The organism is Devosia sp. Micro-HW1, from assembly GCF_056341075.1.
Window position 1 is genome coordinate 2,296,548 of sequence record NZ_CP094375.1, and the last position, 18,453, is coordinate 2,315,000.

At 64.2% G+C, this 18,453-nt stretch carries 20 protein-coding genes and 1 tRNA gene (1 of these 21 cut by a window edge); 9 read left to right on the forward strand and 12 right to left on the reverse strand.

Annotation, left to right across the window (positions count from 1 at the left end; genetic code table 11):
* Positions 1-155 precede the first annotated feature (155 nt).
* The 3 genes from modB to eda form a co-directional block, all read right to left on the reverse strand.
* The gene (gene modB / locus MQW79_RS10890) at positions 156-830 is read right to left on the reverse strand and encodes a molybdate ABC transporter permease subunit (RefSeq protein WP_476584506.1); all 675 of its coding nucleotides are present in this window, start codon (positions 828-830) and stop codon (positions 156-158) included.
* A 206-nt stretch (positions 831-1,036) separates the two neighbouring features.
* Complete coding sequence (gene modA, locus MQW79_RS10895) at positions 1,037-1,735, reverse strand: molybdate ABC transporter substrate-binding protein (protein WP_476588219.1); 699 nt, start codon at positions 1,733-1,735, stop codon at positions 1,037-1,039.
* 89 nt (positions 1,736-1,824) lie between these two features.
* Positions 1,825-2,460, reverse strand: coding sequence for a bifunctional 4-hydroxy-2-oxoglutarate aldolase/2-dehydro-3-deoxy-phosphogluconate aldolase (gene eda / locus MQW79_RS10900; RefSeq protein ID WP_476584507.1), 636 nt, complete (start codon positions 2,458-2,460; stop codon positions 1,825-1,827).
* Between the two features lie 125 nt (positions 2,461-2,585).
* On the opposite strand from eda, the gene nadA reads away from it, so the two are divergent.
* Positions 2,586-3,653, forward strand: coding sequence for a quinolinate synthase NadA (gene nadA, locus MQW79_RS10905; protein WP_476584508.1), 1,068 nt, complete (start codon positions 2,586-2,588; stop codon positions 3,651-3,653).
* Between the two features lie 173 nt (positions 3,654-3,826).
* On the opposite strand, the gene MQW79_RS10910 is transcribed toward nadA, so the two are convergent.
* Positions 3,827-4,222: a RidA family protein gene (locus tag MQW79_RS10910; RefSeq protein WP_476584509.1), complete on the reverse strand. Its 396-nt coding sequence runs from the start codon at positions 4,220-4,222 to the stop codon at positions 3,827-3,829.
* A 111-nt stretch (positions 4,223-4,333) separates the two neighbouring features.
* Between MQW79_RS10910 and MQW79_RS10915 the strand changes: the two genes are divergently transcribed.
* Both MQW79_RS10915 and MQW79_RS10920 read left to right on the forward strand, forming a co-directional pair.
* Positions 4,334-4,909: a tetratricopeptide repeat protein gene (locus MQW79_RS10915; protein ID WP_476584510.1), complete on the forward strand. Its 576-nt coding sequence runs from the start codon at positions 4,334-4,336 to the stop codon at positions 4,907-4,909.
* A gap of 23 nt (positions 4,910-4,932) precedes the next feature.
* Positions 4,933-5,229: a GNAT family N-acetyltransferase gene (locus MQW79_RS10920; RefSeq protein ID WP_476584511.1), complete on the forward strand. Its 297-nt coding sequence runs from the start codon at positions 4,933-4,935 to the stop codon at positions 5,227-5,229.
* A 3-nt stretch (positions 5,230-5,232) separates the two neighbouring features.
* Here the strand turns inward: MQW79_RS10920 and MQW79_RS10925 are convergent, their stop codons facing one another.
* The 3 genes from MQW79_RS10925 to MQW79_RS10935 all read right to left on the reverse strand — a co-directional run bounded on the left by MQW79_RS10925 (position 5,233) and on the right by MQW79_RS10935 (position 8,769).
* A complete protein-coding gene (locus tag MQW79_RS10925; protein ID WP_476584512.1) occupies positions 5,233-6,246 on the reverse strand; it encodes a lysozyme inhibitor LprI family protein in 1,014 nt (337 codons plus the stop codon).
* A gap of 101 nt (positions 6,247-6,347) precedes the next feature.
* Entirely contained in the window at positions 6,348-8,054 is a 1,707-nt protein-coding gene (locus MQW79_RS10930) for a sensor domain-containing diguanylate cyclase (protein WP_476584513.1), read from the reverse strand.
* 127 nt (positions 8,055-8,181) lie between these two features.
* Positions 8,182-8,769 carry an alpha/beta hydrolase gene (locus MQW79_RS10935; protein WP_476584514.1) on the reverse strand — a complete coding sequence of 196 codons (588 nt, stop codon included), beginning with the start codon at positions 8,767-8,769 and terminating at the stop codon, positions 8,182-8,184.
* Between the two features lie 229 nt (positions 8,770-8,998).
* Here MQW79_RS10935 and MQW79_RS10940 point away from each other — a divergent pair, with 229 nt between their 5' ends.
* The gene (locus tag MQW79_RS10940) at positions 8,999-10,393 is read left to right on the forward strand and encodes an L-serine ammonia-lyase (protein WP_476584515.1); all 1,395 of its coding nucleotides are present in this window, start codon (positions 8,999-9,001) and stop codon (positions 10,391-10,393) included.
* Between the two features lie 54 nt (positions 10,394-10,447).
* Here the strand turns inward: MQW79_RS10940 and MQW79_RS10945 are convergent.
* Positions 10,448-10,524, reverse strand: a tRNA-Met gene (locus MQW79_RS10945).
* A gap of 245 nt (positions 10,525-10,769) precedes the next feature.
* Between MQW79_RS10945 and MQW79_RS10950 the strand changes: the two genes are divergently transcribed.
* Together MQW79_RS10950 and MQW79_RS10955 are read left to right on the forward strand one after the other, a co-directional pair.
* A complete protein-coding gene (locus tag MQW79_RS10950; RefSeq protein WP_476584516.1) occupies positions 10,770-11,807 on the forward strand; it encodes an aldo/keto reductase in 1,038 nt (345 codons plus the stop codon).
* Between the two features lie 121 nt (positions 11,808-11,928).
* Complete coding sequence (locus MQW79_RS10955; RefSeq protein ID WP_476584517.1) at positions 11,929-12,648, forward strand: DUF599 domain-containing protein; 720 nt, start codon at positions 11,929-11,931, stop codon at positions 12,646-12,648.
* On the opposite strand, the gene MQW79_RS10960 is transcribed toward MQW79_RS10955, so the two are convergent.
* A complete protein-coding gene (locus MQW79_RS10960) occupies positions 12,635-13,396 on the reverse strand; it encodes an alpha/beta hydrolase (RefSeq protein WP_476584518.1) in 762 nt (253 codons plus the stop codon). The two genes, MQW79_RS10955 and MQW79_RS10960, sit on opposite strands and share 14 nt — an antisense overlap.
* A 197-nt stretch (positions 13,397-13,593) precedes the next feature.
* Between MQW79_RS10960 and MQW79_RS10965 the strand changes: the two genes are divergently transcribed.
* The 3 genes from MQW79_RS10965 to MQW79_RS10975 all read left to right on the forward strand — a co-directional run bounded on the left by MQW79_RS10965 (position 13,594) and on the right by MQW79_RS10975 (position 14,963).
* Entirely contained in the window at positions 13,594-13,905 is a 312-nt protein-coding gene (locus tag MQW79_RS10965; RefSeq protein WP_476584519.1) for a (2Fe-2S)-binding protein, read from the forward strand.
* On the forward strand, positions 13,871-14,356 hold the full coding sequence (gene bfr / locus MQW79_RS10970) for a bacterioferritin (RefSeq protein WP_476584520.1): 486 nt from the start codon (positions 13,871-13,873) through the stop codon (positions 14,354-14,356). The genes MQW79_RS10965 and bfr overlap by 35 nt, the downstream gene beginning before the upstream one ends.
* A 184-nt stretch (positions 14,357-14,540) precedes the next feature.
* Positions 14,541-14,963 (forward strand): VOC family protein, encoded by a 423-nt coding sequence (locus MQW79_RS10975; RefSeq protein ID WP_476588220.1) that lies wholly within the window; start codon positions 14,541-14,543, stop codon positions 14,961-14,963.
* Between the two features lie 188 nt (positions 14,964-15,151).
* Here the strand turns inward: MQW79_RS10975 and MQW79_RS10980 are convergent, their stop codons facing one another.
* The 3 genes from MQW79_RS10980 to MQW79_RS10990 all read right to left on the reverse strand — a co-directional run.
* Positions 15,152-16,150: an alpha/beta hydrolase gene (locus tag MQW79_RS10980; RefSeq protein WP_476584521.1), complete on the reverse strand. Its 999-nt coding sequence runs from the start codon at positions 16,148-16,150 to the stop codon at positions 15,152-15,154.
* A 178-nt stretch (positions 16,151-16,328) separates the two neighbouring features.
* Complete coding sequence (locus tag MQW79_RS10985; RefSeq protein ID WP_476584522.1) at positions 16,329-17,489, reverse strand: lytic murein transglycosylase; 1,161 nt, start codon at positions 17,487-17,489, stop codon at positions 16,329-16,331.
* Between the two features lie 260 nt (positions 17,490-17,749).
* Positions 17,750-18,453, reverse strand: the 3' portion of a protein-coding gene (locus tag MQW79_RS10990) for a mechanosensitive ion channel domain-containing protein (RefSeq protein ID WP_476584523.1). The gene runs 1,546 nt beyond the window's last position; the window shows 704 of its 2,250 coding nt (coding positions 1,547-2,250); its start codon lies beyond the right edge, outside the window; its stop codon occupies positions 17,750-17,752.

Consider the following 18,453-nt stretch of genomic DNA (forward strand, 5'->3'; position numbering starts at 1 on the left):
GGGCCTGCCGGCATGTGCGCGTCACCAATGATCTGCACTGCGCGATTGGCCCTCGGGTCAAGCCCGAGGGGGGTGCGGTATGCAACGAGCCACCAGCCTCTCTACCCCTCCCCCTCCTTCAGGGGGAGGTAAGGTGGGGGTCTTTCCTGGCCACCTCACCTTTGCTCGGTCCCCCGCCCCACCACCAGCGTCGCAAAAATCACCACAAACCCAAAAACCACCATGCCGCCGGCCAGAACATGCGCCTTGTCCCATTCGAGCCGCTCGACAAAATCATAGATGGCGATGGACAGGACCTTGGTCTGGCCCGGAATATTGCCCCCGATCATCAGCACCACGCCGAACTCGCCCACCGTATGGGCAAAGGCCATGATGGCGCCCACGAGATAGCCCGGCCGCGCCAGCGGCAGGGCTACGCGCCAGAACCGCTGCGCCCGCGACGCGCCCAGCGTCTGGGCGACTTCCAGCACTTCCCCTTCGATCGCCGCAAAACTGTTGCGCAGCGGCTGCACCATGAAGGGCAGCGAGGCGATCACACCGCCAATGACGAGCCCGGCAAAGGAAAACGCCAGGGTTCTCGCGCCCCAAAGACCCGCAATCCATCCGCCCGGCCCGTTCGGCCCCAGCGCCAGCAGCAGATAGAATCCGAGAACGGTAGGCGGCAGCACCAGCGGCAGCGTCACCACCGCGCCGACCGCTTCGCGTCCACCGCCCCTGCCCTGCGCCAGCCACCAGCTCAGCGGCGTCGCCACGACCACGAGGATCGCCGTGACGCACAGCGCCAAAGCAAGGGTCAGCAGGATGGGGGAAATGAGGGGGGCGAGGTCCATGCTCTGTTCATACTCGCAGGGTCATTCCCGCGAAAGCGGGGACCGCTGTTCTGCCTCCTGCGTTACCCCACCCTCAGTCCCTCCCCATCAAGGGGAGGGAGGCGCAGGCACTAGTCGCCGGTGTTCATCGTCTCCCTCCCCCTTGTGGGGAGGGATCAAGGGTGGGGGTGTCGGACCGTCCGGCAACACGCTTCCCCGCCCGTCCCTTACGGCACCGAATATCCCGCCCCTTCGATTACCTTCACCGCCTCCTCGGATTTCAGAAACTCAAGGAAACCCACCGCCGCCGCATTCCCCTCGCCAGCCGTGAGCAGCACCGCCCCCTGCGCAATGGGTGCATGCAGCTCCCCAGGCACCAGCCACTGGTGGGGCTTGCCGAGCACTTGGCTCGCCGCGACGAAACCCAGTTCCGCATTGCCGCTTTCGACAAATTGCAGGGTCTGGGAAATGGTCTCGCCCATGACCAGCTTGGGCTCTATGGCGTCATAAAGTCCCAGCGCCACGAGGGTTTCTACCGCCGCCTTGCCATAGGGCGCCGCCTCCGGATCGGCCACGGCCAGCTTGGCGAAATCGCCCGCCCGCAGCAGCGCCTCGGGGTCCGCGCCTGGCGCATAAAGCGCCAGCCGCCCCTCGGCATAGACAAAGAAACTGCCCTCGATCGCGAACCCTTCGCCTATAGCCAGTTCCGGCCGCTCCGTATCGGCGGCAAGAAACACGCCGAACGGCGCCGCCTGGCTGATCTGCGCATAGAGCTGCCCGGTCGCCCCGAAGCTCAGCACGATCTCGTGCCCGGTATCGGCCTCGAACCTGGATGCAAGCTCTTCCGCCACTGCGGTAAAATTGGCCGCCACCGCCACATGGGCGGTTTCGGCACGTGCTGGCAGAGAGGTTGCGGCCAACAACACGGTCAGGAGCACGATCGCGCCAGCACCACCAGCCCGGCCCCTCCCCCTGTCAGGGGAAGGCTGGGTGGGGGTACCCATAGGCAACCAGCCTACCCCCTGAGCGCACTCGCCTCGCGGGCCAGCGCCTCGATGCGCGCGAAATCACCGCTGGCCAGCGCATCGGCCGGCATGATCCAGCTGCCACCCACGCAGATGACATTGGGCAGGCCGAGATAGACCTTGGCCTTGACAGGATCGATGCCGCCGGTCGGGCAGAAGGTGATGTCGGGCAGCGGCGAGGCAAAGGCCTTCAGCACCGGAGCGCCACCCAGGGCTTCGGCCGGAAAGAACTTGAGGAAAGAATAGCCGCGCTCGGCGGCGGTCATGGCTTCGCTCGGCGTGCCGATGCCCGGCAAGAGCGGAATGGCCACATCCTCTGCCGCATCGAGCAGGCGCGGCGAGGCGCCGGGTGAGACCATGAAGCGGCAGCCGACATCGACCGAGGCCTTCATATGGGCGCCATTGCGCACCGTGCCCGAGCCGACAATGGCGCCGGTCACCTTGGCCATTTCCTCCATGACCTTGAGCGCATTGGGCGTGCGCAGCGTCACTTCCAGCACCGGCAGTCCACCGGCGACCAGCGCCTCGGCCAGGGGCCGAGCCTGCGCCACGTCATCGAGAATGATGACCGGCACGACCGGAGCAAGCGAAAGGATGGAACGGATGGCGTTTGCGTCCTGCGGCATCGGTAAAGTCCTCGGCTGGAATTGGCACAGCGTTAGGCGTCCCGTGTTTTTACTGCAAGACCATTCATTGAAATCGCGGACGAAAATACCTAGGTTCCGCCCGGTCCAGTCGGGAGGAGCCCCCAATGGTGCAGACGATCAATGCGGTGACGCCCCTGGCGGAAGCCCGCGCCATTCTCGCCGGCAGTTTCGACCTCAAGTTCTCAAAATCGGTCGAACGCGCCACCGACAAGATTTTCGACCGCGTGAAGGACAAGATCCCCGAGGTGGAATGGCCCTTCTATGCGCCGCTGATCTTCCAGATCAACCGGCTGAAGCAGGAGAAGGACGCCGTCATCCTTGCCCATAACTACCAGACGCCGCAGATCTATCACGGCGTCGCCGACGTGGTGGGCGACAGCCTGCAGCTGGCCATTGAGGCCACCAGGGTCAGGCAGTCGGTCATCGTCCAGTGCGGCGTGCACTTCATGGCCGAGACCTCAAAACTGCTCAACCCCGACAAGACCGTGCTGATCCCCGACAGCCGCGCCGGCTGCTCGCTTTCCGAAAGCATCACCGCCGAGGACGTCCTGGCCATGCGCGCCCAGTATCCGGGCGCCCCGGTCGTGACCTATGTGAACACCTCGGCCGCCGTGAAGGCCGTCACTGACGTCTGCTGCACGTCGTCCAACGCCCTCGACATCGTCAATCGGGTCGAGGGCGACACGGTCATCATGATCCCCGATCAGTATCTTGCTGCCAACACGGCCAAGAAGACGCACAAGAAGATCATCACCTGGGCCGGCGCCTGCGAAGTGCACGAGACCTTTACCGCCGAGGATATTTCCGAGCTTCGCCACGCTTATCCCACGGCCAAGATCATCGCCCATCCCGAATGCCCGCCCGAGGTCATCGACGCCGTCGATTTCGCCGGCTCCACCGCCGCCATGATCGACTGGGTCAAGTCCACCAAGCCGCCGCGCGTGGTCATGGTCACCGAATGCTCCATGTCCGACAATGTCGCCTCGGAAACCACGGGCGTCGACTTCCTGCGCGGCTGCAACATCTGCCCGCACATGAAGCGCATCAATCTCGAAAACGTCCTGTGGTCGCTGCATACGATGAGCGAGGAAGTGACGGTTCCCCAAGACATCATCGCGCCGGCCCGCCTGGCAGTCGAACGCATGATCGAACTGTCGAAGCGGGGCGATTGACGTCGAGCCGTCCCGGAGCTGGTCGAAAAACGTCCGCGATTTGACAACACCACAACACCGCCCTCGGGCTTGACCCGAGGGCCACTCGTAGCCACCTTCGGCCTTGGACTGGCCCTCGGGTCGAGCCCGAGGGCGGATCAGGCGTGTGGGCGTGTCCGAGTCCTACCCGCCCCTCACGCCCGTCTCACCACGAGATCAATCTCCACCAGCGCCCCCACCGCCAGCGCCGTCACCCCGACCGTGGTGCGTGCCGGCAATTTGCCCGCCACGAAATAGGTCGGCCAGATGGCGTTGAAGGCGGAATAGTCGCGCTCGAAATGGGTGAGGTAGATCCGCGCCATGGCGACATGCTCGAAGCCGAGCCCCACTCCGTCGAGGACAATTTTCAGATTGGCCATTACCCGCCGCGTCTGCGCCTCGATCCCTTCGGGCAGCGGCGCATCGGGCGCCTCCGGGTCGGTCGGCATCTGTCCGGTGACGAAGACGAAGCCATTGGTTTCGACGGCATGGCTGAAGGGGGCGACCGGACGCGGCCCCGAGGCAATCATGTAGTGAAGCAGATCCGACATGCGGCATTCCCCATTGGTGTAACGTGGCATCCTAAATGCGCTGTCAGGCGTTAGCAGTCTGCTAGCAAATTACCCATGCTTGCGAATGCGGCACCATGGGAGCACACTCAAATGCAAATGCGCATGTTTACCCGTCTCGCGATTGCCACCCTGCTGCTGTCCACGGCGCCCGCGCCAATGGTGTTCGCCGAGGCCTATACGGTCAGCGCGGCCCAGTCCGCCCAGCTCGACGAGCTCTTCGACAAGCTTTCCGCCGCCTCCAGCGAGGCCGAGGCCCGCGTCCTGGCCGACCAGATCTGGACGATCTGGATCAAGCCCGACGACCCGGTCCTGGCCGGCCGGGTGGACGAGATCTTCACTGCCGGCGGTTTTGCCGGACCAGCCAGCCAAATGCCGCTGATCGATGCGCTCGTCGCCGATTACCCCGATTATTCAGAGGCTTGGAACCTCCGGGCCACGGCGCATTTCATGCGTGGCGAATATGAGGAATCATTGGCCGACATCGAGGAAACCCTCAAGCGCGAGCCCCGGCACTTCGGCGCCTTGTCCGGGCGGGCGCTGATCCTGCATGAACAGGGCAAGCGCGATGAAGCGCTGGAGGCCATCGAGGATGCCCTCGACGTCCACCCTTTCCTGCCCGAGCGGGCGCTCTTTCCCGAACTGGCGGATCCCCCGATCCGCAGTTGACCCAAGATAAGGATACCATAACGATGATCGATGCCGAACTGACAGTCCACCGCGAGGAAGGCCCCACCAGGGGCCGCTATGTCATCCGTCTGGCGCCCGGCGCCGAGGCCGAGATGACCTACCGCAAAAGCGGGGGCGGCCCGATGATCATCGACCATACCGGCGTGCCCCCGGCCTTCGAGGGCCGGGGCATAGCCGCCAGACTGGTCAATGCCGCCATATCGGACGCGCGCACGGAGGGCTTCAGGATCACCCCGGTCTGTTCCTATGTCGTCGCCCAGTTCCGCCGCCATCCCGAATGGGCCGACCTGCGGGCCTGATCGCTACCAGCCGTAGCGAATCTGGTCTGCATTTTCCGTAAGATAGGGCGCCAGCGCCTCCCAGCTGATGCGCGCGGTGGGCGCGCCATAGGCATAGGCCGAGATTTCATAGGGCTGGAACTGGATCACCAGCCCATAGGGATCGGACAGGTCCCAGCGGCCGGGGTCGATCACCGATTCAGCGATATAGCTGGTGTCGTCGAGCATCAGGTTGTCGCCATGCTCGGCCTTGGCCGCCTCGACCGCCAGGGTCAGCAGCGCCTTCTGCCATCCCTTGCCCTGGAACAGGTCGCGCGCCTCAAGGAACCGCCCCTCTTCCTTGAGATAGTGGCGATAGGTGATGGTGTAATTGCCATGCGCCGCGCCATGACCATACCAATAGGTGTTGACCAGCAGGGCGATACGATTGCCCGACAGTTCATCAACGGTGATGGAATTGGTCGTGTCACTGCTGGCGTCTTCGGCCAAGGTTTCCGGCGCGCCCTGTGCCGCCGCAGACCCCGAAATGAACGCGCCTTCGGCGCGCACCAGGTCATTGAAGGCATGGGCATAGCCCTCGTCGCTGTCGATCTGCACCATGGACAATTCGTGCTGCGCCACCGGCCAGCTGCTGTCCGGATTATCCGCTTCATAGGGGTCGGGCAGGGCCGCAAAGGTTGCGACGGGGTAGAAGCGCTCGCCATCGATCATGCGGCTGGTCTCGAGCGCCCGGCTGCGGCTGTCGAAAAGATCATTGAGACAGCTGACGCCCCGCTCGTCATAGCTGCCGGAGCTTAGCGGTTCCGCGTCCCGCGTACAGGCGCGCTGCGCATAGCCCAGCCAGTCGCGCTGGCTCGTGCGCATCTGGGCAAGGGCGGGTTCCGAGAGCCCGCCTATGGCCGTGGCATAGGTCTTGGCAAGCCGCTCGTCGGCCCTGGACAGGTCCGCGTCCCCACAGATGGCCTGTTCAAAGGGTGTCGTCGCCTTGGCGCAGTCAAAACTGGCCGCCAGAGCCGGCGCCGACGGCGTCGCCGACATCCCGCCCACCAAAATCACCGCACATACCCCGTTGCGAACCATGCCTGCCTCTTGAATATCCTGATGGTGGGCGAGGATAGCCGCTCAGCGCACGAACGTCATCAGCCCCGGGCTTTGCGCGCAGGCACCATCAGGTCGGCATCGAACACGACAATCATGTTCCGGCCCTGCGCCTTGGCCATGTAGAGGGCGGTGTCCGCCATGTCGGTGACCACGTCGAGGCTGTCGCCGCGTTCGGCCAGGCACGCCCCGACACTGACCGAAACCATCGCCGCGCCAGCCTCGCCCATGAGGACGGGGCGCTCGTCCATGGCGGCCATGACCCGCGCCGCTGCCGCCCTCAGGCTTTCGGGCGAGCAGCCCGGCAGCAGCACCACAAATTCGTCCCCGCCCCAGCGCGCGCAGCTATCTCCGCGCCCGAGCGATTGCGTGATACGTTGCGCCACGTCCTGCACGACGGCGTCGCCCGCGGCATGGCCAAAGCGGTCATTGATGGACTTGAATCGGTCGATATCGACCAGCAGCAGGCCGTAGCCGCCAGTGGCCGCCGCCTCGGCATGAACAGAGACGAGCCCGCGCCGGTTGAGAATGCCGGTCTGCCCATCCCTTGAAGCCAGCTGTTCGAGCTCCCGCGTGCGCTCGCGCACCCGCGCCTCGAGCAGCCGCGTATTGTCGTCCACCGCTGCCGCCATCTGCGTAAACGAGGCGGCGAGCCGCCCGATCTCATCCCGGTGACCCCGGCCCATGCCCAGAGCCGGACCATAGTCTCCGGCACGGGCGCTCTGCACCACGCCCTCCAGCGCCTCCACCCGGTTGAGCACGGCGCGCTTGAAGACGAACAGGGCCAATCCGGTCACCAGTATCATCACGGCCAGCAGCAGCAGGCCGATCGGCACGAACAGGCGCCGGTCGATGATGGCGTCGAGATCCATCACGGTGACATTGTACCAGCCAAGCTTGTCGAGATAGCCGGCCCCGACAAGCGTCTGCTTGCCGCCAATGGTGACAAAGGCCGATCGGGCCAGCGCACCGCCTGCGGTCACGCTCTGGAGCAGTTCCCGCAGCACCTGCCGGTCCGCGTCGCTGTCGACCAAGGAAAACACAGTGCGCTTGTCGCGCATTTCGCTCGAAAGGCTGGCCAGGTTGACGAGGTTCTCGTCCCGATGCGCCTGCACCAGCCCCTGTCGGTCGACGAACATCGAAATGACGCCCCGCTGCGGGACATTGACCACTTCCTGGATGAATGCGGAAAGATCGATCCCGGTCCCCAGGACGCCCAGCACATTGCGGCCCTCGCGGATGACGCAATTCATCCACACCTTGGTGACGCGCAGATTGGCGTCATTGTCGACATTGAGATGACAGCCCTCGCCCAGTGCCCTTGTCGAGAAATACCATGCGTCGCGCGGATTGCTCGCCTCCACCGCATAGCGGCGCTGGTCGCCGGCATAGGCATTGGCGGCATCGTTGAAATAGTAATTGCCCGAGGCATCGATGACGAAGAAATACGAGCGGTCGGCAAAGTTCTGCCGATAGTGCTCAAGCTCGGCCAGGCCCCGTTTCCGCATCTCCGGATCGTCTTCATTGCGTGCCCAGTCCCTGATAGCCTGGCTGCCCGCCAGCGTTTCGGCCAGCGAGACCTCGCGCACCAGCGTGCCGAGGCCGCGATGGCGATCGTAGAGCACCTGCTTTTCCGCAAACAGCGTGCCGAGCTGGATGACCGTGGAATTGACCACCCAGTTGAACGCAAGAAAGGCGGGGACGGCCACCGCGGCAAGGCCGAGGAGCACAAAGAGCAATACCCGCAATGACAGGGTGTCGCTTATGCGATGTCTGATCCCGGAAATGGCGAAGGGTCCTGAGCGCGGAATTCACCCCGCAACAGTGGTCGGAGACGCCTCAATATCCTGTTAACGCTCGACCATTTTCAGCTCATCAAATGAAGGCCTGGATGGCCGCCAGTTCCTCGTTGCGCAGCTCATGCCCGCCCTCGTGCCAGGCCAGCTTTGCCTCTGCACCATTGGCGACAAAATAGTCGGCCAGCGCCTGCGTCGCCTGGGCCGGAGCGATGGGGTCGCGGCGTCCGGCGGTAATCAGCACCCTGCGTCCGCCAAAGTCCGCCTTGGGCGGCGCGAAAGGGATGAGCGGGTGCATCAGCACCGTCGCGTCGAAGAGATCGGGCGCGGCGAACTGCACCGACGCCAGGATATTGGCGCCGTTGGAATAGCCCAGCCCGATGACGCGGCTCGCTTCGCCCGCCTGTTCGCGCACGAAGTCCACCATGGCCGCCGTGCGCACTTTCAGGTCCTCCATGTCATAGACCCCCTCGCCGGTGCGACGAAAATACCGCAGCGCCCCGTGCTCGCTGACATCGCCACGCGGCGCCACCCGCCTTGCGCCCGGCAGCAGCTGCCCGGCGAGATCGAAGAACTGGTTCTCGTCGCCACCCGTGCCGTGGAACAGGAAGAAGACCGGGGCGGTCGGATCGACTTGAGGATCGTCGCGGAACTGATAGCGGGACATGGCAATCTCCTTTGCCCCGATATTGGCCGATTTCACCGCCCGGGCAATGCGCGGGCCACGCCACGCACTGTTGCCCGATGCGAAACAATCGACCGCTTGCTTCCTCCCCTCTCACCGCTCTTCCCACACCCGATGCAACATCCCCCTTGGCGGAGAGGGTCGGGGAGGGTGCGCAGGGGGCAGAAGCATCCCCGATTGCACACCACGCCATCCCCTCTATGATGGCCCCATGTTCCTGTCCGTATTCGACGTGTTCAAGATCGGCATCGGCCCCTCGAGTTCCCACACGATGGGACCGATGACCGCGGCCCGCCGCTTCCTTGACGACCTGGGCGCCGGCAACTGGCCGCGCGCCGCCCAGGCCCGCCCCGCCGCCCTCACGGCAAGCCTGCATGGTTCCCTCGCCTTTACCGGCATTGGCCATGGCAGTGACCGCGCCGTCATTCTGGGTCTCGCCGGAGAGAACCCGCAAACCGTCGATCCCGACGCCATGGACGCCATCATTGCCAGCGTGCGCGAGACCGGCACGGTCTCCCCTCCCGGCCACAGCACCTATCGCTTCCGGCCGGCCGTCGATCTCGTGCTCGACAAGCAGACACCCCTGCCCGGCCATCCCAATGGCATGCAGTTTTCCGCCTTCGACACCGACGGCCAGCTGCTGCTGCGCCGCGTCTATTTCTCCATCGGTGGCGGCTTTGTCGTCACCGCCGAAGAGCTGGACGCGCTGCGCCACGCCTCTCCTGCCGATGCCGACGTGCCCTGGCCCTTTGCCGATGCGCGCGAAATGCTCGACATGGCCAGGCGCTCAGGGCTTTCCATTGCCGCCATGAAGCGCGCCAATGAGGAAGCGCGCCTCTCGCCCGCCGAACTCAATCGCCGCCTCGATACCATCTGGTCGGTCATGTCCGGCTGCATAGACCGCGGCCTTGACCAGCGCGGGGAACTGCCCGGCGGTCTGAAGGTCAGGCGTCGCGCCGCCGCCATCCACGCGCAGCTGGCCGAACGCTGGCAGCGCAACGAGATTGACCCCTTGATGGCCAATGACTGGCTCTCGGTCTTTGCCATGGCGGTCAATGAGGAAAATGCCGCCGGCGGCCGCGTCGTCACCGCGCCCACCAATGGCGCGGCCGGCGTCATCCCCGCCGTTTTGCGCTATGCGGTCAAGTTCAATGCCGGCACCGGCGACGCCGCCATCCGCGATTTCCTGCTCACCGCCGCCGCCATTGGCGGCATCATCAAGCACCGCGCCTCGATCTCAGGCGCTGAAGTGGGCTGCCAGGGCGAAGTCGGTTCCGCCTCGGCCATGGCCGCCGCCGGCCTTTGCGCCATTATGGGCGGCACGCCCGAACAGGTCGAAAACGCCGCCGAAATCGCGCTCGAACATCATCTGGGCATGACCTGCGATCCGGTCGGGGGCCTCGTCCAGATCCCCTGCATCGAGCGCAACGCCTTCGGCGCCGTCAAGGCCGTCACCGCCGCCTCGCTGGCATTGAAAGGCGACGGCACCCACGCCGTCCCCCTCGACGCCTGTATCGAGACCATGCGCCAGACCGGCCACGACATGAACGAAAAATACAAGGAAACCAGCCTCGGCGGGTTGGCCGTCAACGTCGTGGCCTGCTGAAGGCTTGGAGCCAAAGGAAAAGCCCAGCGAACCGGCTGGTTCACTGGGCCTCTTTGGTTGCGGGAGCAGGATTTGAACCTGCGACCTTCAGGTTATGAGCCTGACGAGCTACCGGGCTGCTCCATCCCGCGTCAAACACTGGCCTTGCGGCGCGGTGTGACGGCTATATAGGGGGAGAGCGCCCAGACCTCAACCCCTCTTGAGCCTTCCGTGACGGTTTTTTGAACGCTGCGCCGAATGCCGCGTCAAACCGTGCCGCGGCCTGTGGATAAACCCTTTCATCGGTCAATGCCGCTGGACCACTTCCATACCAGCGCCACCTCGTCTAGGGTCCGCGCCAGATCGCCCATCCTGCTCCCCACACGGATTTTTCTTCATGCATTTCAACACCCTTGGCCGCACCGACATCCAGGTTACCGACATTTGCCTGGGCACCATGACCTGGGGCAGCCAGAATACCGAGGCCGAGGGTCACGCCCAGATCGCCATGGCGCGCGATGCCGGCATCAATTTCATGGATACGGCCGAAGTCTATGCCGTGCCCGGCAGCCCCGAGACCAGCGGCCGCACCGAGGAGATCATCGGCAACTGGTTTGCGCGCGAGGGCGATCGCGACAAGTGGGTGCTGGCCACCAAGATCGTCGGTGGCGGCAGTGCCCATATCCGAGGTGGCCGCGCCCCGGACGCCGCTTCGGTGCGCGAGGCGGTCGAGGGCAGTCTTCGTCGCCTCCAGACCGACTATATCGACCTCTACCAGATCCACTGGGCCAGCCGCGGCCACTACAATTTCGAGAATTACTGGCGCTTCGCCCCGGAGAAACAGGACAGGGCCGCGACCCTTGCCAACATGCAGGACGTGCTCGGCGCCATGGGCGACATGGTCGGGGAGGGCAAGATCCGCCAGTTCGGCCTGTCCAACGAGTCGACCTGGGGCATTGCCCAGTGGCTGAAACTGTCCGAACAGCACGACCTGCCGCGGGTCGTTTCGGTGCAGAACGAATATAGCCTCCTCCGCCGCATCTTCGATCATGACCTGGCCGAGTTGAGCCACCACGAGGATGTGGGGCTCCTCGCCTATTCGCCGCTCGCCGGCGGCATGCTGACCGGCAAGTATCTCGATGGCGCCACGCCCAGGGGGAGCCGCAAGGATTTCCAGAAGGGGTTCTGGCGCATCAACGAATATAGCGAAGCCGCCACCCGCGCCTATCACGCGGTTGCCGCGCGCCATGGGCTCGATCCCGTGCATCTGGCCATCGGCTTCTGCCGCAGCCGCCCCTTCATGACCTCGACCATTATCGGCGCCACCAGCACCGACCAGCTCGCCCATGTCCTCGCGGCAAAGGACCTCACGCTCTCGCCCGACGTGCTGGCAGAGATCGACGCCACCTTCCGCGCTCATCCCCGGCCGATCTGAGCGTCCGCATGCTCACCCGGAAGGGGTGGCCGGTTCCGGCACGGGCGCAAACAGGGGCCCTCGCCAAACGCGGCCGCGGCGCTATAGTCGCGGCCTGTAGCATCTCCCGGCGGAGCCATCTGTGACCACCCTTCTGACCTCGATTGCCCCGCTTCTGGCCTATATCGCCTACAATATCATTGTGCCGCAGGTCGAAAAGCTCAGGCCCTCCCTGTCGGTCATCATGAACATGCAGCGCCGCCGCTGGGTGGCCAATGCGACGCGGCGCGAAACCCCGTTCGACGCCATTCTCTCGGGCAATATCATGCAGTCGGTGAGCTTTCTGGCGTCCACGGCCGTGCTGCTGGTGCTGGCCGTGTTCGCCGTCTATGGCCAGCTGCCGGCGCTGATGAGCGCGCTCGATTCCCTCTCGCTCGACCGCACCTATACCGAGCTCGACGTCCAGCTCCATCTGGGCGTCATGCTCGTCATGTTCGTCCTGGCCTTCTTTGCCTTCACCCTCTCGCTCCGGCAGTTCAACCATTTCTGCATCATGCTCGGTGCGATCGACCACGATCGGGTCACCTCCGAAGAAGAAATTGAAGCCATCGCCCAGATCAATGCCTTGGGCGCGCGCAATTTCAATTCCGGCATCCGCGCCTATTATTTCTCCGTCGCCACCATCGCCTGGTTCGTCTCAGAATGGCTGGGCGTCGTCGCCTGCATCATCACCATGCTGATCCTGGCCCATCGCGAATTCTTCTCCTCGGCCCATCGCACCGCCGCCTCGGCCGCGGTGCTTGCCGCCCGGCACCGTCAGGCGGTGGCGCCGGTTCGCAAGCCGGGGTCTAGCGAACTGTAACAGCGCTGAGAAAATCCGCGCATTCCCGGCGCACCGGCGCGAGCCAGCGCAAGGGCAGGCTTAGGGCAAACAGCGTCCCGGCATGGCGCAGGCGTGGATAGGTCCGCAGCCGTGCCACAGCCCCCTCGCTTTCGAGCGCTGCGGCCAGATTGATGCTGTTCTTGGGCAGCACCAACTCGTCGCGACCTCCGGTGACCAGCAGCGTGGGCGGCGCCTCTTCCGACACATGACCAATGGGCTGCGTCGCGAGCTGATCTTCGGCAGCGCCGAAGACGCGACGGGAAATCGGCCCGTCGAAGGGGTGAAAATCGTAAGGGCCCGAAAGGCCGATGACACCCATGATCGCCGACTGCACGTCTGCATCTTGGATCCACCGGCCGTCGAGCGCCAGCGAGGCGGCATTGTAGGCGCCAGCCGAGTGACCCATGAGAACGATCCGGTTGGGATCCCCGCAATGCAGGTCGATCTGGTCATGCACCCAGCGCACGCTGCGCGCACAATCCTCAACGAAACCAGGGTATTCGACCTCCGGCACCAACCGATAGTCGGGCACCACCACGACATAACCCAGCGACGCCAGGGCGTGGGCCGCAAAGCCATATTGGCGGCGCGTGCCATCGGTCCAGCCACCGCCATAAAAGAACACGATCACCGGCCGCGCCACGGCCTGGCCGGCTATCGGCGCATAGATGTCGAGCTTCTGCCGCGCTTGCGGCCCATAGGCGAGGTCCCGCGCGATCCGCCGCACCCCTCTATCCTTGGGCACAATGGCGCTGATCAAATCTGTGATGCTGATGGGTCGCTCCTGCGTCTATGTCCTCAATATACGCTGGCGCGACACACGGGGTTTCACCCCGGGCTGCCGTTCTTTGCGACAATTTATGACGTTGACATTCAGGAATGAGCGGCGTTTAACGGGGCCGTTGAGAACCTGACGGCCCCGCTATGCTTGTTTGCCAGTGCAACATGATCACTTCCAAGGAGATCGAGGACATCGTGCTCGATCTGCTCCAGGCAGATCCCTGGCAACTCGTTGTGCCTGCCAAGGTTTACGCCGAACTCAACCGTCGCGCGAAATGCTCGGGCTGTGTGCCGAATGTGGTGGACATTATCGTCCGCGTCACCGAAAATTATCACGCACAGCAAGCCCATCAGCCCGCTGAACTGGTTCAGCTCCAGACAGGGCTGGAAAAGCTCAAGAAGCAACGGAACGGAGTACGTCGTGAAAGGCGAAGCACAAGTCATCGAGCGGCTTAACGAAGCCCTCTTTCTCGAACTCGGCGCAGTCAATCAATATTGGGTGCACTATCGCCTTCTGGACGACTGGGGCTACAAGCGTCTCGCCGCCAAGGAGCGCGCCGAATCCATCGAGGAAATGCATCACGCCGACCGGTTGATCGAACGCATCATCTTCCTTGAAGGTCATCCCAATCTGCAGCGTGTTGCGCCCCTGCGCATCGGCCAGACCATCAAGGAAGTGCTCGAGGCCGATCTCGCCGGTGAATATGACGCCCGCAAGGCCTACAAGGCCAGCCGTGAGCTCTGTGAAGAGCTGGGCGACTATGTCTCCAAGAACCTCTTCGAGGAACTACTGACCGACGAGGAAGGCCATATCGACTTCCTCGAGACCCAGCTCGAACTGCTCGACAAGATCGGCGCCGAAAAATACGGCCAGCTGAATTCGGCCCCGGCCGACGAGGCCGAGTGACCGCGGATTTTTCTGCCAGTTGAAAAGACCGTCCGGCACGCGTGCCGGACGGTCTTTTTGCGTGCGGCGCTCGAATGCCTGCCCGCACACAATTGTCACCCCGGCGCAGGCCGGGTTCCACGCCGGGGCCTGACGCGGTCCTGACTGTCGCGACCCCTGCCGCCCCTCTCCGGCGGAACCAAGGATTACGAAGATGCAATACCACACTGGCCGGCTCATCGATCACGTGCATCTGCGCGCACGCAACATCACCAATACCCGCTATTTCTACGAAAAGTGCCTCTCCGTGCTCGGCATTCCGATCACCGCCAAGGGCGATGGCTGGTTCCAGGTGGACGAGCTCTTCGTCGATGCCGCCGACGCCAGAACCATGCCCAGCCATGTCCACCTGGCCTTCCAGGCGAAAGACCAGGCCACGGTCGACGCCTTCTACAAGGCTGCCCTCGCCGCCGGCGGCACCGACAACGGCGCCCCCGGCCCCCGCGACTATCACCCCGGCTACTATGCCTGTTTCGTGCTCGACCCCGACGGCAACAATATCGAAGCCGTCTTTCACGGCCCCAGCAGGCGCTCCGCGGCTTCGGTGGTCATTGATCCAGCGCCATAGCCCATCCCCCTGCGGCCGGACGTGCGGACTGCTCAAGCCGGTGACCGCGGTGGCGTAGCAACTGTCAGCGACAAGGCCCCTCACCCCGGCCGATCGTCACCCTTCGACCCGGCCCGATAGGGCAAATCGTTCCTGAGGACTCGGGGCACTATCGCCGGGCCGTTTCGCACGCCCGGATGCTGGAAATGCTACTCCTCGATGGGCTGGAACATGGCGTTGAGCTTGTCGATGACCTCCTCGGTCGGCGCCACCGATTCAGGCAGCATTTGCGGTGCCTCGGGTGCCACGGCCAGGTAGGGCACGCCGCTGGGGAAGGCGCCAAAGCGCTGGAAGAAGCCGACCATGTCGTCGAGCACGGGCATGCGCCAGCGCCACAGGGCGCCCATGGCGATGACCGGCTCCATATGCCCAAAACCCTCGTAATACTGGGTCGTCACCCAGACGCCCTGGGCGCGCAGGCGCCCGGCGAAATTGTCGGTATTCTGCATGCGCACGATGGGGTCGCTGGTGCCGGTCGCCAGGTACATGGGCGGCGCCTCGGCTGTGATCAGGTTGATCGGCTGCGTCCCCTGCGGATTGGGCGCCTGACCGAAGGCCTCCTGCACTTCGAAATATTCGAACGGATAGAAATCATAGGGGCCAGAGAGGGCGGCGACGGCCAGGATCGGCATGGTGACGCCGAATTCCTGGCGGAACGAGGGGTCGAGCGCCAGCATGACAGCGTTGTAGGCCCCGGCCGAATGGCCCGCCAGGAACAGGCGATTGGGGTCGCCACCATAATTGGCGATATTGTCCTGCACCCATTTGAGCGCATTGGCACTGTCGGTGAGGAAGTCCGGATAGCGCACTTCCGGCACCAGCCGGTAGTCAGCGATGACGGTGACGAAGCCGCGCGAGGCCAGGGCCCGGCCGACAAACTGGTAGTCAGCCCGGTCACCACGGCTCCAGCCGCCGCCATAGATGAAGAACACGACCGGCGCGGGGGCACCACGCTGTTCGGGGGCATAGACATCGAGCTTGTGCCGCGGCCCGTCGGCATAGGCCACGCCATCGGCCACTTTCGACGTCCCGGCATCCATCGCCGCTGGCAGGTTGAAGGGATCCATCATCGACACGGCAAAGGCCGGGGCGGGCAGGATCAATGCCAGGACGAGGAGGACGGAGATGAAGGGTCGGACAGCGAACATGGTGGCGGAAATTCTGATGTTTGAAGCGGCGCAGGAGAGCGTCATGAATGATGAAGCGGGGGATTTTGTGACGCCCAGAATGGGCGAGGGCAGGCGCGCCAATCTTGGTCGCTGACCTGCCCTCTACTTAAGCCCGCAAAGATTGCGCCGAGTTCGTTAACGAAAGGTTAACAAACTCTCAGCGCTTGAGCCGATCGAGCAGCAGTCCGGACACATGTCCGTCAGCGGGCAGTCCGGCGGCCTGCTGGTAGGCGACGATGCCGGCCCGCGTCTTGGGTCCGATCACGCCATCGGCCGTGCCGACATCGTAGCCGGCGCGTCCGAGCAGGGCCTGCAGCTCGCCACGCTGCGCCTTGTTGAGCGCGTAGTCCCCGGCCGGCCAGGGCGTGGCAAAACCGCCGCCACCCAGGATGCGGTCGGCAAGGTGACCGACCGCCAGGGCATAGGAGTCCGAATTATTGTAGCGCTTGATCACATCGAAATTGGGCAGCAACAGGAAGGCCGGGCCAGCCGCACCGGCAGGCATATAGAGCCGGCCGACATCATTGGGGCGCGGGAAGGCGCTGCCGGACACGCGGGTAATGCCCATGGCCTGCCACTGGCTCAGCGGCGCCTTGCCCATGTCACGGGCCGCCGCGAAATTGAAACCGCTGGGGATCTTCACCTCATAGCCCCAGGTCTCGCCCGGACGCCAATCAAAGCTCTTGAGATAGTTCGCGGTCGAGCCGAGCGCGTCGGGCACCGAATTCCAGATATCCTTGCGCCCGTCGCCATTGTAGTCGACCGCATAGCGCATGAAGCTCGAGGGCATGAACTGGGTATGTCCCATGGCGCCGGCCCAGGAGCCGACCATGGCATTGGGCGAAATATGCCCGTCCGAAACGATGCGCAGGGCGGTGACCAGTTCGGAGCGGAAGAAGTCGGCCCGATACCCTTTCTCGGTCAGCGTGGCCAGGGCATGAATGGTATTGTTGCCCCCCATATAGCCGCCGAAATTGGTTTCCATGCCCCAGATCGCGAGCACGATTTCGGGCTGGACACCATAACGCTGCTGCGCCCCGGCGAGGGTCTGCGCCCACTCTCCACGCATCGCCCGGCCCTTGGCGGCCTGGGCAGCGGTGACCCGCTTGTCGACATATTGCTGCACCGTCTGGGTGAATTCGGGCTGCTTGCCGGTCAGCTCGATCACCTGCGGGATGGGGCTATAGCTGGCAAAAGCCGCTTCGAAAGCCTGGCGGCTCACACCGGCGCGTTCGGCCTCGGGCCAAAGTCCACGCACAAAATCGGCGCTATTGGCCAGGGAGGGGCCAGCCAGGCCGAAACCTGCCAGCATGGCCATGGCCAAGGCTGCGATTGTCTTACCTGGGCGCGGGAATCCGCCGGGTCGGGTCATGTCGGGCCTCGTGATACGCTACATGAAAGTCACGATCGCGCTGGGCCGCCTTGCATCGGGCATGATCCGGGTTCGCCGCTGCCGCCAGTGGCAGGCATCATGCGCCGGCCAGCGGTCGCGTTCGTATCAAAGCATTAATGCATCCGATTAAGATGCCCTTAAGGCACGCAGGGACAGGCCGATCACATCAGTGTCAGTGGTGCCGGTCACCCGATGGGCGGAGGCGGCTCCAGTTGCGGGCGGCTTTCGCCCCGGCCGGGAACATAGCGCACCTTGGATGTCGGCGTATCAATGCCACGCTCGGCAAAGAGCGCCATCAGCACTTCGCTGTAATAGCGTCCGGCGCCCCATTGCTTGCCGGCCAGGGTCTTGATGCGCGAGCGCAGCGTCACCGAGGTCGGGGTAATGGCTGTCAGGCCCTGCAGGTCGAGATCGTCAAGGATGACCTCGCTGAATTCGGGACGATCCATGACCTTTGCGAAGGCATCGCGCATGGCCTGCTTGGCGCCCTCGATGTCGGCGTCATAGGCAATCTCGATCTCCGACACGTAGAACGAGTAGCCGCGCATCATGTTGCTGACCTGATCGGCCGACGAGAAGGGGATGAGATGCACCGTGCCCGACATGTCGCGCAGGGTCACCGAGCGGATGGTGAGCTTCTCCACGACGCCGGTCTTGCCGGCCACTTCCACCGTATCGCCCTCGTTCATGATGTTCTCGAACTGAATGAAGATCCCGGTGATGATGTCCTGCACCAGCTTTTGCGCGCCAAAGCCGATGGCCAGGCCCACCACACCCGCGCCAGCCAGGAGCGGGGCAATGTTCACCCCGATCTGTCCCAGGGCCAGCATCAGCCCGATACCGGCAAGAAAGATCGTGAAGGCGTTCTTGAACAGGTTGAGCAGCGTCT